The sequence below is a fragment of the Mesorhizobium sp. M0276 genome (assembly GCF_040321755.1).
GTDB lineage: Bacteria > Pseudomonadota > Alphaproteobacteria > Rhizobiales > Rhizobiaceae > Mesorhizobium.
This window is the reverse complement of sequence record NZ_JAMYSC010000030.1, coordinates 76614-90890: the sequence shown is the minus strand read 5'-3', so window position 1 is coordinate 90890 and position 14277 is coordinate 76614. Positions and strand designations below refer to the sequence as shown.

The 14277-nt window shown below is 62.5% G+C and carries 14 protein-coding genes, 1 pseudogene and 1 riboswitch; of the genes and pseudogenes, 10 read left to right on the top strand and 5 right to left on the bottom strand.

The annotated features are described in order from the left end of the window. Window positions 1–156: DUF1344 domain-containing protein (locus NKJ01_RS22925; RefSeq protein ID WP_352731179.1), on the bottom strand; the 156-nt coding region annotated here is incomplete at its 3' end. Between the two features lie 276 nt (window positions 157–432). Between NKJ01_RS22925 and aroC the strand changes: the two genes are divergently transcribed. After that, window positions 433–1542: a chorismate synthase gene (gene aroC, locus NKJ01_RS22920; protein WP_352731176.1), complete on the top strand. Its 1110-nt coding sequence runs from the start codon at window positions 433–435 to the stop codon at window positions 1540–1542. 101 nt (window positions 1543–1643) lie between these two features. Beyond that, the gene (gene ribB, locus NKJ01_RS22915) at window positions 1644–2744 is read left to right on the top strand and encodes a 3,4-dihydroxy-2-butanone-4-phosphate synthase (RefSeq protein ID WP_352487348.1); all 1101 of its coding nucleotides are present in this window, start codon (window positions 1644–1646) and stop codon (window positions 2742–2744) included. Window positions 2745–2785: 41 nt separating this feature from the next. On the opposite strand, the gene NKJ01_RS22910 is transcribed toward ribB, so the two are convergent. Then, window positions 2786–4009 (bottom strand): MFS transporter, encoded by a 1224-nt coding sequence (locus tag NKJ01_RS22910; RefSeq protein ID WP_352731174.1) that lies wholly within the window; start codon window positions 4007–4009, stop codon window positions 2786–2788. Window positions 4010–4130: 121 nt separating this feature from the next. On the opposite strand from NKJ01_RS22910, the gene NKJ01_RS22905 reads away from it, so the two are divergent. Continuing rightward, the gene (locus NKJ01_RS22905) at window positions 4131–4739 is read left to right on the top strand and encodes a TetR/AcrR family transcriptional regulator (protein ID WP_352731172.1); all 609 of its coding nucleotides are present in this window, start codon (window positions 4131–4133) and stop codon (window positions 4737–4739) included. A 94-nt stretch (window positions 4740–4833) separates the two neighbouring features. Further along, window positions 4834–5817: a hypothetical protein gene (locus tag NKJ01_RS22900; RefSeq protein WP_352731171.1), complete on the top strand. Its 984-nt coding sequence runs from the start codon at window positions 4834–4836 to the stop codon at window positions 5815–5817. A gap of 116 nt (window positions 5818–5933) precedes the next feature. On the opposite strand, the pseudogene bluB reads toward NKJ01_RS22900, so the two are convergent. Then, a pseudogene (bluB, locus tag NKJ01_RS22895) lies at window positions 5934–6551 on the bottom strand (5,6-dimethylbenzimidazole synthase); the annotation flags it as partial. A 60-nt stretch (window positions 6552–6611) separates the two neighbouring features. Next, window positions 6612–6791, bottom strand: a riboswitch (cobalamin riboswitch). A gap of 121 nt (window positions 6792–6912) precedes the next feature. On the opposite strand from bluB, the gene NKJ01_RS22890 reads away from it, so the two are divergent. From NKJ01_RS22890 to NKJ01_RS22865, 6 genes are all read left to right on the top strand, one after another. Beyond that, window positions 6913–7839: a histone deacetylase family protein gene (locus NKJ01_RS22890; protein WP_023759112.1), complete on the top strand. Its 927-nt coding sequence runs from the start codon at window positions 6913–6915 to the stop codon at window positions 7837–7839. Window positions 7840–7843: 4 nt separating this feature from the next. Then, window positions 7844–8095, top strand: a complete 252-nt coding sequence (locus NKJ01_RS22885; protein WP_352731168.1) for an exodeoxyribonuclease VII small subunit — start codon at window positions 7844–7846, stop codon at window positions 8093–8095. Between the two features lie 98 nt (window positions 8096–8193). Continuing rightward, window positions 8194–8460: a DUF2277 domain-containing protein gene (locus NKJ01_RS22880; RefSeq protein WP_023759114.1), complete on the top strand. Its 267-nt coding sequence runs from the start codon at window positions 8194–8196 to the stop codon at window positions 8458–8460. Between the two features lie 38 nt (window positions 8461–8498). Further along, the gene (locus NKJ01_RS22875; protein ID WP_352731167.1) at window positions 8499–9419 is read left to right on the top strand and encodes a pirin family protein; all 921 of its coding nucleotides are present in this window, start codon (window positions 8499–8501) and stop codon (window positions 9417–9419) included. Between the two features lie 143 nt (window positions 9420–9562). After that, window positions 9563–11476 carry a 1-deoxy-D-xylulose-5-phosphate synthase gene (dxs, locus tag NKJ01_RS22870; protein WP_352731166.1) on the top strand — a complete coding sequence of 638 codons (1914 nt, stop codon included), beginning with the start codon at window positions 9563–9565 and terminating at the stop codon, window positions 11474–11476. 149 nt (window positions 11477–11625) lie between these two features. Next, window positions 11626–11913, top strand: coding sequence for a hypothetical protein (locus NKJ01_RS22865; protein ID WP_352731165.1), 288 nt, complete (start codon window positions 11626–11628; stop codon window positions 11911–11913). A 107-nt stretch (window positions 11914–12020) separates the two neighbouring features. Here the strand turns inward: NKJ01_RS22865 and NKJ01_RS22860 are convergent, their stop codons facing one another. Continuing rightward, window positions 12021–13169 (bottom strand): GNAT family N-acetyltransferase, encoded by a 1149-nt coding sequence (locus tag NKJ01_RS22860; protein WP_352731164.1) that lies wholly within the window; start codon window positions 13167–13169, stop codon window positions 12021–12023. Next, the gene (locus NKJ01_RS22855) at window positions 13166–14161 is read right to left on the bottom strand and encodes a sterol desaturase family protein (RefSeq protein WP_352608986.1); all 996 of its coding nucleotides are present in this window, start codon (window positions 14159–14161) and stop codon (window positions 13166–13168) included. Before NKJ01_RS22855 ends, NKJ01_RS22860 begins: the two co-directional genes overlap by 4 nt. Window positions 14162–14277: the final 116 nt, after the last annotated feature.

Sequence of the window (14277 nt, the reverse complement as noted above, 5' to 3'; positions counted from 1 at the left end):
ATCGGTCTCGGCATTCAGCTTGTAGGACTTGCCGTCATCCAACGTCAGCGTCAGCGCGTCCTTGTCGACCTTCTTGATCAAACCTTCGGTCTGGCCAGCGAAAGCAGCGGTTGAAAGCAGCAGTGTGGCGGCAATGGCGCCAATCAGGGTACGCATAGTCGTTCCTCTTTGTCATTGCACCGGCATGGCGGCGGGCGTTCAACGGCCGATGGAGCAGAGCAGAAACCAACCGAATGTGTCAAAACTAAATCCGCCAGATCACAGTTTGACCCCTGTGAAAAACGCCAATAGAAGCAGACTACAGCGCCGCGCGTCCTCATGGATGCGGAAAGGACGCTGTAGCACTTTTGATTGCGCATGATCCTTTCCGAACATCGCTTCGATTTCGGGGTCATGCGTCAAGCCGGCTCCGCTGCCGGGCAGGGTCAATCTATGTCTCACAACACGTTCGGCCACCTTTTCCGCGTCACCACCTGGGGTGAAAGCCATGGCCCGTCGCTCGGCTGCGTCGTCGATGGTTGTCCGCCCGGCATCCGCTTCACCCAAGCCGAGATTCAGGCTGAACTCGACAAGCGTCGGCCGGGACAGTCACGTTTCGTGACGCAGCGTCGCGAACCAGATGAAGTGAAGGTGCTGTCCGGCTTCATCCTCGACGAGGACGGCGAGACGATGATCACGACCGGCACGCCGGTGTCGATGCTGATCGAGAATGTCGACCAGCGCTCGAAGGATTATGGCGAGATCGCCCGCCAATACCGGCCGGGCCATGCCGATTACACTTATGACGTCAAATACGGCGTGCGCGATTATCGTGGCGGCGGCCGCTCCTCGGCCCGCGAGACGGCGGCGCGGGTGGCAGCCGGTGCCTTGGCGCGCAAGGTTGTGCCCGGCATGGTGGTGCGTGGCGCGCTGGTGTCGATGGGCGAAAAATCCATCGACCGCGCCAACTGGAACTGGAATTTCATCGGCGACGCGGAAAATCCGTTCTTCACCCCCGATCCGGCTTCCGTTCCCGTCTTCACTAGATATCTCGACGGCATCCGCAAGGCGGGCTCCTCGGTCGGTGCGGTGATCGAGATCGTCGCCGACGGCGTTCCGGCAGGCCTCGGAGCGCCGATCTATGCCAAGCTCGACCAGGACATCGCGTCTGGCCTGATGTCGATCAACGCGGTCAAGGGCGTCGAGATCGGCAACGGCTTTGAGGCCGCCCGCATCACCGGCGAGCAGAATGCCGACGAGATGCGCATGGGCAATGATGGCAAGCCGGTGTTCCTGTCCAACAATGCCGGCGGTATCCTTGGCGGCATCTCGACCGGCCAGGCGATCGTCGCCCGTTTCGCCGTCAAGCCGACCTCCTCGATCCTGACGCCGCGAAGATCGATCGACAAGGACGGCCACGACGTCGAGATCATGACCAAGGGCCGCCACGATCCATGCGTTGGCATCCGTGCCGTGCCGATCGGCGAGGCGATGGTTGCTTGCGCCCTTGCCGATCATTATCTGCGGCATCGAGGACAGACGGGAAGGGGAATAGGGGAATAGGGGACTATGTTGCGCTCTTAGCCCGGCCAGCCAAATCTTTTTGCTTTTCCCTACTCCCGTACTGCCCTACTCCCTATTCCCTGCGAGCGAAGCGAGCACTTATGCCTTACGACCAGAAGAAAATCGTCGAAGCCCTGCGCGCTTTCGAACGCGGCGAGATCGTCGTCGTCATGGACGATGACGGGCGCGAGAACGAGGGCGACCTGATTGTTGCCGCCGTCCATTGCACGCCGGAAAAGATGGCGTTCATCGTTCGCCATACCTCCGGCATCGTCTGCACGCCGATGCCGCGCGAGGAAGCCAAGCGGCTGAACCTTGCGCCGATGGTCGCCGACAATGATTCGGCCCACACCACCGCTTTCACGGTCAGCGTCGATTTCAAGCATGGCACCACCACGGGCATTTCGGCCGACGACCGCACGCTGACCGTGCGCAACCTCGCCAACGGCAATGTCGGCGCCTCCGATTTCGTCCGCCCAGGCCACATCTTTCCGCTGATCGCGCGCGAGGGCGGCGTGCTGATGCGTTCGGGTCATACCGAAGCGGCGGTCGATTTGTGCAAGCTCGCCGGCCTGCCGCCGATCGGCGTCATTTCCGAACTGGTCAATGACGACGGCACCGTCAAGCGCGGCCCGCAGGTCGCGGCCTTTGCCGAGGAGCATGGCCTGAAGCAGGTTTCGGTCGCCGACCTCATAGGATATCGGCAGCGCAAGGAAACGCTGGTCGAGCGCGTCGCCTGCTCGGAAATCGACACGCTCGGCGGCAAGGCGCAGGTCTTTACCTACACGCTGCCCTGGGACTCCATGCATCACGTTGCCATCGTCTTCGGCGACATCCGTGACGGCGAGGACGTGCCGGTGCGTCTGCATTCCGAGGATGTGGTGACGGATGTCTTCGGCACCAGCCATCGGCTCGACGCCATCATGAAGGCGATGGGCGAGCGCAGGCGCGGCGTTATCGTCTATCTGCGCGAAGGCTCTGTCGGCGTCGCCCATCAGGAGCGCAAGCGGCCGGCGAGCGGCGACCGCGAGGATCACGAAGAGGCCCGCCGCCGCGAAAACGAGTGGCGCGAGATCGGGCTCGGCGCGCAGATCCTTAAGGATCTCGGCATTTCCTCGATCAACCTGATCGCCTCGCGCGAACGCCACTATGTCGGCCTCGAAGGTTTTGGCATCCATATCGCCAAGACCGAGATTCTCTGAGCGCTGGCCGGTAGCTCCCGGCCTTAACCCAGGCCCGTCGATCATTCCGCAGGAATGGCGGCGGTTTCGCACCCGTCCATGTCACATTCTCGCGTAGCAAGGCTGCGCTGGCCAAGCAGCACCGTGGCCAGCGCGATTGTGCCTGAAGCAACCGAGACCCAGAACCCGTTCTGAGCGCCGAATGCGTCCACCACCGCACCGGCGGCGAAGGAACCAAGAGCCATGCCGATGCCGATGCCGGTCATCACCCAGGTGATGCCTTCGGTCAGCATTGCTTCCGGCACGTGTCGTTCAATCAGGCCGAAGGCGGTTATGAAGGTCGGCGAGATCGCAACGCCGCTGATGAACACGGTCAATGCCAGCAGAGGCACCGTGTCGGCGGTAAGCGGCAGCAGCGTGCCAAGCGCGACGAGGGCGACTGCGATGGCCAACTGGCGTTGCAGCGGTGCTTGCAGGTTGAGCGCGCCGACGATGATGCCCAGTACGAACGACCCGAGCGCATAGACGCCGATGACCAAGCTGGCGGCCGCCGGTTGCCCAAGCTCCTTGGTGATCGCGACGGTGCTCACTTCCGTCGTCGCGAAGGTTGCGCCGACGAAGATCAGGGCGAAGGTGATGATCTGAACCGGTCGCAGGCGGATTGCGGAGCCGCCAGAGCCCTGTTCCACCGGTCGCACTTGCGGCTCGGTCGAGCGTTGCAGGATGAAGGCGATCGATCCGAATGCGAGAAATAACGTGCTCGCCACCATGCCCGCTTCCGGGAACAGCGCGGCACTCAGGCCCACCGACAGCGATGCACCCGCTATGTAGACCAGTTCGTCGGCCGCCGACTCGAAGGCGAACGCGGTGTTCATCTGAGGCCGCCCGCGAAAAATCTCGGTCCAGCGCGCGCGCACCATTGCCGGGATGCTGGGCATCGCCGCCGCCAGCAGTGCCGACACGAACAGCATCCACACCGGCCAGTCTTGATTGGCGGCCGCAACCAATACGACGAAAGCCAGCACCGAAATGATGGTGGTGGGCACTACGATCCGCGTCTGGCCAAGGCGATCCACCAGTCTCGATATCTGCGGCGCCAGGAAAGCGTTGGCGAGCGCGAATGTCGCGGCGACGGCGCCGGCCAGCCAATATTCTCCGCGCGTCTGCGACAGCATTGCCACGATGCCGATTGGCGCCATGGCGATCGGCAGACGCGCTATGAAGCCCGCGGCGGCAAAGCCCTTGGTTCCAGGGGCACGAAAGATCTCCGAATAGGGATTTTGCATGGGTTGGTTCCTCGACAAAGCACGATTCGACATTTACATACGGTGCGTATGAATATCAAATAGCGCATACGCGACGTATGTCAATTGGCATACGATGCGTATGTGAATAGGGCCAGTAGCCATGCACAAGCCTCGCAAGGAGATGATCGCCGAGACACGCGCCAAATTGATCGCGGCCGCCCGCCATGCCTTCGGCACGATCGGCTATTCGGAGGCCTCGATGGATGACTTCACCGCCTCAGCCGGACTGACGCGCGGCGCGCTTTATCATCACTTCGGCGACAAGAAGGGCCTGCTGCAGGCGGTTATCGCCGAAATCGACGGGGAGATGGCGGCGCGCATCGATGAGGTCGCGTCGAGAGCGCCGACCCGTTGGCAGCAGTTCGTCGACGAATGTTCGACCTATATCGAGATGGCGCTGGAGCCGGAAATCCAGCGCATCATGTTCCGGGATGGCCCGGCCGTTCTGGGCGATCCGGCACAATGGCCGAACGCCAATGCGTGCATCGCTTCAATGACCGGCCATCTGACGGCGCTTCAGGAGGAGGGGGTCGTCGTCTCCAGCCTCGACCCTGAAACTGCCTCGCGGCTGATCAACGGCGCGAGCAGCCAGGCGGCGCAACGGATCGCCAATTCGAACGACCCCGAAGCGACGTCGAAGAAGGTGGTGGTGGCGTTCAAGCAACTGCTCGAAGGCCTACTCAAAAGGCCAGGTTCGCAACCGAACTGAAATCCCATCGGTGGCCCGGCGCCGCGGCCGGCAATTGACAATCGCCGGGTTGGGTCCATCCTCTTTCACCACCTCTGAGGGGGAGATTCGGGGCATGTGGGATTTCGATATCGGCAGGTCGGTGTCCATCATGATGCGGACATGGCCCTTCATTGTCTTTCGTATGATCGTCTATTTCGGCATCACGCTGGCCTACATCATGGCGACCGGCACGGGCGCCTCCGTCGGCTATGGCGTCGGCCATATCTCCACCGATCCCGACGGGCCGCTGTCCTTTGCCCTGTGGGGCGGGGTGGTCGGTTTCGGCGTCGTCTCGATCGCTGTTTACTGGATCCGCGAATACATCCTCTATGTCGTCAAGGCCGGCCATATCGCCGTGATGGTCCATCTGATCGACGGCCGCGACATTCCCGGCGGCCAGGACCAGATCGCCTACGCCAAGGATATCGTGACCCAGCGTTTTGCCGAGGCCAATATCCTTTTCGTCGTCGACCAGCTGGTCAAGGGCGCTATCCGCGCCATCACCGGCCTGCTCGGCGGCATCGCCGCCTTCCTGCCGATCCCGGGCCTGAGCGGCTTGGTCTCCTTCATCAACACGGTGATCCGCCTGTCGCTGACCTATGTCGACGAGATCATCCTCGGCTACAACATACGCATCAATTCGTCATCGCCGTTCGAGACGGCGCGCCAGGGCGTCGTGCTCTATGCCCAGAACGGCAAGGTCATGGTCAAGAACGCCGTCTGGCTGGCGGTCATCATGTGGGGCGTATCCTTCGTCATCTTCCTGCTGATGCTGGCGCCGGCCGCCGCCATTCTTTTCCTGATGCCAGGGCAATTGGCGGGCTGGGCTTTCGTGCTCGCCATCGTCTTCGCCTGGGCCTTCAAGGCGGCCTTCATCGAGCCCTTCGCCATCGCTTGCCTGATGCAGGTCTATTTCAAGACCATCGCCGGCCAGGTGCCTGATCCCGCCTGGGATGCCCGGTTGGCCGAGGTGTCATCGAAGTTCAGGGAGCTTAGGGACAAGGCGCTGGCGTCCTTCGGCGGCTCGCGTTGGGGCCCGGCCGGCGCGACAATCTGATCGGCGAGGCTCGCCGGTATGGCAGCAACGGTGTTGAGGCGCGCCACGGTCGATTTGAGCAACCCTTCGCCTTGCCCGGAATACGTCTCGCTCATGATCAGTTCCGGCAGCGGCAGCCGCCGTCCCCAGCCATGCGTTTCAAGGTCAGGTTTTGGCGCGAACTCCGAGACGCGGCCGACGCAGAGATAGGCGACCGGGGTCACATGCTCCGGAATTGACAGCAGGCCTTTCAGCGCTTGCGCCTCGATGATGCTGACCCAGCCGACACCGACGCCTTCGGCGCGCGCCGCCAGCCAGAAATTCTGCACCGCGCAGACCGTGCTGTAGAGGTCCATCTCCGGATTGTGCGAGCGTCCCAGTGGCGAACCCTTCGAACGCTCGCGATCGCAGGTGATGCAGATGTTGAGCGCGCTTTCGCAAATGCCTTCCAGCTTGAGCTTGCGGTAAAGCGCCTGCCGCTCTTCCGCAATGGCCGGCAATTCCTGCTGGCGCGCCGCCAGGAACAGGTCGCGCACCTTTTCCCGTCGCTCGGCATCGCGAATGACGATGAAGTTCCAAGGCTGCATGAAGCCGACCGACGGCGCGTGATGGGCGGCAAGCAGCAGCCGCGCCAGCACCTCATCGTCGAGCCCGGTGGGCAGGAAATGGCTGCGGACGTCGCGCCGCGTGAACATGGCGCGATACACCGCATCGCGCGCATTCTGCTCAAATCCATCGCCAACAGCAGCGGTCATGTGTTCCGGCATCGCTTGTCCCCTTGCGATTGCAATCGATGCCATCCGCCTGACCATGCGCATGACGATGCCTGCCAGGCCGGTCTTCTGGCTCGGGATCAACCCGCGTCCGGTGCCTTCCCGTCATCGACAGTGGCATATACCGGCGCGGTCCCCCTTACAGCGTTGGGCACGCCACGGAATTCAACCGTGTTCCCGATTCTCCCGCTTGCGGCGGGCACCAAGCAGTGTCACGGACCTTACGCCGAAGCGCGGACGACGCCAATGCCTGCAGCGACGCGAATGGACGCAGGCGCGATTTTCCCCAGTCATCGGCCGCCCGTGCATGGCCTTTGTCGATCCGGGTCACTAGATTAGGACGATGGCTACCCGTCTCTATACCCATCCGATCTTCCTTGAGCACCTCACGCCGCCCGGCCATCCCGAGCGGCCGGACCGCTTGCGCGCCATCGAGCGCGTGCTGGATGACGAGGCTTTTGCCGCGCTCGATCGTATCCAGGCGCCGGAAGGCGACGAGGCCACCATCCTCTATGCTCATCCCGCCGATTTCGTCGCCCGCGTGCGCGCCGCCATTCCCGACGAGGGAATCGCCCGCATCGACGCTGACACCACCGCCAGCCCGAAGAGCTGGCAGGCGGCGATCACCGCAATCGGTGCGGCCAACGCCGCCGTCGACGACGTCTTTGCAGGCCGCGCCGACAATGTCTTCGTCGCGGCGCGGCCGCCCGGCCACCATGCCGAAAAAACCACGGCGATGGGTTTTTGTCTGTTCAATACGGCGGCGATCGCGGCGCGTTATGCGCAGAAGAAGCATGGTATCGAGCGTGTTGCCGTCGTCGACTGGGACGTGCATCACGGCAACGGCACGCAGGATATTTTCTGGGACGATCCGTCGGTGCTCTATTGTTCGACGCACCAGATGCCGCTCTACCCCGGCACCGGTGCGAGGAACGAAACCGGTGCCGGCAACATCGTCAACGTACCGCTGGCGCCGCAGACCGGCAGCGAGGTGTTTCGCGATGCCTTCCTCTCGCGCGTGCTGCCGGCGCTCGACAATTTCGCGCCCGACCTGATCATCATTTCGGCCGGGTTCGACGCACATCACCGCGATCCGCTGGCCGAGATCAACCTGACCGAGGACGATTTCGACTGGGCGACCGGCCAGCTGATGCAGCGCGCCGCGCGTCACAGCGGCGACCGGCTCGTCAGCCTGCTCGAGGGTGGCTACGATCTGCAGGGATTGGCATTTTCGGTCGCCGCCCATGTCGGGCGACTGATGAAAGGATGAAATGATGGCCGGTGAGATCAACGAAGATGTCAAGGCGATGAGCTTCGAACAGGCACTCGACGCGCTGGAAAAGATCGTCGATGATCTTGAGCGTGGCGACGTGCCGCTCGATCAGTCGATCAAGATCTATGAGCGCGGCGAAGCGCTGAAGGCGCATTGCGACCGGCTGCTGAAGGCAGCCGAGGACAAGGTCGAGAAGATCAGGCTGTCGCGTGACGGCAAGCCGGTTGGAACGGAGCCGCTCGACGCGGACTGAGGCACGCAGCCGTCTCACCGACTTTTGGACACGATCATGATTGAGCATAGAGTTCGTCTTGATTGAAACGGCTCAGGACAAGAGGAGATACGGAAGCGATGTGCAGAAACATCAAGACCCTGTTCAATTTTGATCCGCCCGCGACCAATGACGAAGTCCGCGACGCGGCACTTCAGTTTGTCCGCAAGCTGAGCGGAACGACGCGGCCTTCGAAGCAGAATCAGCATGCCTTCGACCACGCGGTCGAAGCCATCGCGGCATCGGCGCGCGAACTGCTCGATTCACTCGAAACCCATCAGCATCCTCGCAATCGCGAGGAAGTGGCGGCCAAACTAAGGGCGAAATCGGCGATCCGGTTTGCCTGATGCGTCGAGGCTGCCTCTGGCGCTGACAAGGAGAGTGCATGAGCTTCTTCCCGGGGAAAGACCCAGAGGCCGGCGACGCCTTCGCCAGCGACCAGATCGAACTGATGGTCATCCCCAACGCCAAGGATATTGGCGGTTTCCAGGTTCGCCGCGCCTTTCCGACCGCCAAGAGGCGGTTGGTCGGCCCGTTCATCTTCTTCGACCGCATGGGCCCGGCCATCCTGCGCGCCGGCCAGGCGCTCGACGTACGCCCGCATCCGCATATCGGTCTGTCGACGGTCACCTATCTGTTCGACGGCAATATAAGGCATCGCGATTCACTCGGCACCGAAATGGTCATCCAGCCCGGTGACGTAAACCTGATGACCGCCGGCCGCGGCATCGTCCATTCTGAGCGCACCCCTGAAGAAATGCGCGGCGCGCCGATGTCGATTTCCGGCTTGCAGACCTGGTTGGCGCTACCGGACGGCAAGGAAGAAGTAGCCCCGATTTTCGAGAATACCGCAGCACTTCGGTTGCCTGAGATCGACGCCGAGGGCGTTAGCGGCCGCATTGCCATTGGTGATTTCCAAGGGCTGCGATCCCCGGTCAGGGCCGACACAGAGACACTCTATGCCGATCTGCGCCTGGCGCCAGGCGCCAGCGTGAAGATCCCCGCCGATGCGGAAGAACGAGCCATCTACACACTGGAAGGCGAGGTCTCGATCTCGGGCGACGTTTTCCCGGCCGAACGGCTGCTGGTGTTTCGGCCCGGTGACGAGATCGTCGTATCGTCGCAGACCAGCGCGCATTTCATGCTGTTCGGCGGCGCTTCGCTCGGCTCGCAGCGCTACATCTGGTGGAATTTCGTCTCATCGTCGAAGGAACGCATCGAGCAGGCCAAGCACGAATGGAAGACGCGACGTTTCGATATTGTTCCCGGAGACGAGGAAGAGTTCATTCCGCTGCCGGAAAGCTGATGCATGTTGCCCGAAAGTGACCCGGTTCTGGGAGAACGGCATGCATCAAACCAAGGACCGCAGCCCGATCCGCGTCACTGACGTGCATTTACATTCTCCGGCCGGCGGCCTATTTCGCCAATGAACAGAAAGCCTGAGTACCCGTGAACGCAACGCCGCATACGCCGCTTCTCGACAAGGTCCGCATCCCAGCCGACCTGCGCACGCTTGCCGAAAGCGAACTGCCGCAATTGGCGTCCGAGCTTCGCGCCGAGCTGATCGATGCCGTCTCCCACACCGGCGGCCATCTTGGCGCCGGCCTTGGCGTGGTCGAGCTGACGGTGGCGCTGCACTATGTCTTCAACACCCCGGATGACCGGCTGATCTGGGATGTCGGCCATCAGGCCTATCCGCACAAGATCCTGACCGGCCGGCGTGACCGCATCCGCACATTGCGCCAGGAAGGGGGCCTATCGGGCTTCACCCGCCGCGCCGAGAGCGAGTACGATCCCTTCGGCGCCGCCCACTCCTCAACATCGATTTCGGCCGGCCTCGGCATGGCTGCAGCTCGCGATCTCTCCGGCGGCCGCAACAATGTCATCGCTGTCATCGGCGACGGCGCCATGTCGGCCGGCATGGCCTACGAGGCGATGAACAATGCCGGCGCGCTCGATGCGCGGCTGATCGTCATCCTTAACGACAACGACATGTCGATCGCGCCGCCGACCGGCGCGATGAGCGCCTATCTGGCGCGTCTGGCTTCGGGCAAGGCCTATATCGGCCTGCGCGATTTCGGCAAGAAACTGACGTCCTATCTCGGCAAACGCGCCGACCGCGCGATCACAAGGGCGGTCGAGCACGCACGCGGCTACGTTACAGGCGGCACGCTGTTCGAGGAGCTCGGTTTCTATCACATCGGCCCGATCGACGGTCACAATCTGGAGCATCTGATCCCGGTCCTGAAAAATGTCCGCGACAATGGCGAAGGCCCGGTGCTGATCCATGTCGTCACTCAGAAGGGCAAGGGCTACGCGCCGGCGGAAGCCGCCGCCGACAAATATCACGGCGTCAACAAATTCGATGTCATCACCGGCGCGCAGGCCAAGGCGCCCGCCAACGCGCCTGCCTACACCAAGGTGTTCGCCGAAAGCCTGGTAAGGGAAGGCCGCGAGGACGACCGTATCGTTGCCGTCACCGCCGCCATGCCGAGCGGCACCGGCCTCGACCTGTTCGGCGAGGCATTCCCGTCGCGGACCTTCGATGTCGGCATTGCCGAACAGCACGCGGTGACCTTCGCAGCCGGCCTTGCCACCGAAGGCTATAAGCCGTTCGCGGCGATCTATTCGACCTTCCTGCAGCGCGCCTACGACCAGGTCGTCCACGACGTCGCCATCCAGAAGTTACCGGTGCGGTTTCCTATCGACCGGGCGGGCTTCGTCGGAGCCGACGGCGCCACCCATTGCGGCGCTTTCGACACCACCTTCCTGGCAACCTTGCCGGGGTTTGTCGTCATGGCCGCTGCCGACGAGGCGGAGCTGCGCCATATGGTGCGTACCGCGGCGAGCTATGATGACGGCCCGATCGCCTTCCGCTATCCGCGCGGCAACGGCGTCGGCGTCGACCTACCGGAACGCGGCTCGGTTCTCGAAATCGGCAAGGGCCGCATCCTCAAGGAGGGCACCAAGGTAGCGCTGCTGTCCTTCGGAACGCGACTGCAGGACTGTCTGATCGCCGCCGAGGAGCTGGGTGCCGCCGGGCTTTCCACCACGGTCGCCGATGCCCGTTTCGCCAAGCCGCTCGACGAGGATCTGATCCGGCGGCTGGCCCGCTCGCATGAGGTGCTGGTGACGGTGGAGGAGGGCGCCGTCGGCGGCTTTGCCAGCCACGTGCTGCAGTTCCTCGCCCACGAAGGCCTCCTGGAAAGCGGCTTGAAGGTGCGTCCGCTGGTGCTGCCCGACGCGTTCATCGATCACGCCAAGCCGGAAAAGATGTACGCCGATGCCGGGCTCGACGCGGCTGGCATCGTGCGCACCGTGTTCGTCGCGCTCGGGCATATGGTTCGCGCTCAACGCGCCTGAATTAAAGTCTCAACGACTTGAATCAGTTGGCCGGCCCACGACCTTAACGCGTTGTTTACGCTGCCGTTTGGCTTTTCGCTTACCGTCTCTCTTGGCCGTTTTTCAACGGCGCCCTGCTAAACCGTTGATCAGGCAGGGAGACAACAACAATGAAAACGCTTCTGTGCGGCGTAACGCTTTGCACCGTCATCGTCGCGCCGGCCGCCGCCGAAACGCGCTACGATCGTAGCCTCGAAAAGGCGGCCATGGGCATCGTCGCCGGCAAGATGGGCGATATCCGCGGCGGCTTTTCCTACAAGCAGGTGCCGCAGCTGGTGGTCGTGCCGGGCGTAGCGCCGGCGGCCGTGAGCGAACGCCCACGCGAGGAAGCCACGGGCAAGCCGGACGACGGTCTGTCGCCCGCCGTGGAACGGCAGGTTTCGCGAACCATTTTCTAAATTGGAGGCCGGTGGGCCTGGAGTTGCTTAAGAAGGCACGATGGGTGTCGGTCCATCGGCAGATGCCTTTCCATGACGCTTGCCGTTATGCAGCCGATCTGAAAAGACTATTCTTCGGCCAGCTCCGCTTGCTTCGACGGCTTCCCGGAGCGCCATGATTCCGTGGCGTGGCGGGCGCGGTCGGCCAAGATGGCGAGGCGTCCGCGCAGGCTTCGCCCACCCATCACCGATGACAAGATCACCGAATGCGTCGAAAAGCGGCGCTTGAAATCCTCGCCGCCGCAGAGAAAGTCGACCGTGGTCAAGCCCTGGTCAAGCGACCATTGGATATAATCCATCATCAAGACCATGCCTGGCGAGGCCCGCTCGAAGGCGGGGTCATAGGTCGTGACGAAAGCCATCATCGTCCCGCGCTGCTCGAAATTGATCGAGACGGCGATGATCACGTCGTCACGTTCGAGCACGAAGAGGCGCAGCAATCCGAGCCCGGCCAGGACGGAGACGAGTGCCGCCAGAGCGGTGGAGCCTTCGTCGAAGAGATCCGAAGCGCGGCCGTGCTTTGCCAGCCACAGCCGCTTCAGCGCCGCGACGCGCTCAAGCACCTGCTCGCGGTCTTCGTGCGCATCCATCAGGCGGAAGCGCAGCTTGCCGCCTTCCTCTATGAATTTGCGGCCACGGCGGTAGTTTTGCCGGGTTTTTTTCGATTGGCTTTCGAACCATTGCGCGCCGCCTTGCCAGGTGCCAACGACACGATGGCTGATCTCGCTGCGGTGGTTTGGCTGCAAGATCGTGCCGCGGCCTGGGACGGCGGAACCGAGCAGGGCGTGGAATCGGGCATCCGGCAACAAACGATTCAGATAGACGAGGTCGAAGCCACCATCGTCGAGAATGCGTTTCCAGAGCTGCGAAAGAATCAACGGGTCGCAGTCGGGGGCGAGCAACACGTCGCCATAATCGCTGTGATCTTTCGCCGCCCATTCCAGGATACGGACACCGGAGCGCTTGAAGGTCGCAAGCGCAATGACGGCCTCGAGGCGCTTGCCGCTCCAGACCAACCCGATCCTGAGGCCGCGCCGGTCCTGATGCGGCGTCGTGCGCCACCAGGCCGAGATCCAGTCCGGATGCTGGAAAACAAGGCCGCCGGCGCGTTGCCAGAGCGCCGCCCAGGCCGGCGCTATTTCTGCCAGGCGCGCGGCCGAAGTCGCGACTTCGATCTGGTGCGTTTGCGGCAGCCGGCACACGACAGGCCCGTTCAAGGCTTGCCCCTTTGCGGCGATTGCCGTGACTCGGGCTTTTCAGTGCGGAGGTATCTGGCGATCAGCCGCCAAATCCGCTTCAGCGGCAGGATATAGAGGCCTGAGAGCGACTGGTAGTCGCGCACGTTGCGTTCGATCAAACCGAACTTGAAGTCCTCGTCCGGTCTGGGAACGCATAGCGTTCCGAACAGCCGGTCCCAGAACGAGAAGAGCAGCCCGAAGTTCTTGTCGTAGTGGCGCGGGTCCGTGCTGTGGTGCAACTGATGCCAGTGCGGGCATAAGATCAGGTTGTTCAGCGGCCCAAAGGAAATCTTGAAATGCGTGTGCCTGACGAAATCCATCATCAGGATGTTGCGTATGATGTAGACGTTGACGCCGAAGATCGTCAGTTCGACGAGGTTCAACGCGACCAGCGACCAGATGCCGAAGCAGATGCCGGGAATGACGCCGTCCCAAGCCCGGTTCATCAATTCGTCGAGCGGGTGGACGCGGTCCTTGGTTATGCCGACCATCACTTCGGCCGAATGGTGCACCTTGTGCAGTTCCCAAAGCACCGGATAGCGATGCTGGGCGACATGATAGAGATAATACGAGATGTCGTAGGCGAGCAGCATTGTGATGGTGAATATCGTTACCGTCACCGGTCCTGCCGGACCGTCGATCAGAGGCGCTTGGATCGGAAGGAAGGTCGTGAGCAGCCAGTTCGTCGCATAACCGACGGCGCTGACGAAGACGATGCCGGCAGGCAGCATGAGGAACGGCATCAGGGCCTTCCTCGTCACCCAGAACAGAAGGTCGGCTCTCGCCGAGGGATGAGTGACGACCTCGTGCGGGATCGCGAACTCGAAGAATTCTTTCCAGCTCTTTTTCTCGACCGTGCGCCAATAGGCGACGAGGGCGCTGACCAAAGCGGTCAGCAACAGAAGTCCGGTCGCCAGCAGACCGGCGCCGGAAATCCGGTCAAGCACCTTGTAGACGATTTCGCTGGCCATTTCCAAGATTGCCGCCTCTTCATCCCGTTTTGCGGGCTGTCGCAGTCATAACATTTTAGTCCTCAAGCAAGTGCGACGAGAACTGGTTAACGATCCATGAAATTTCCGGTGGCTTA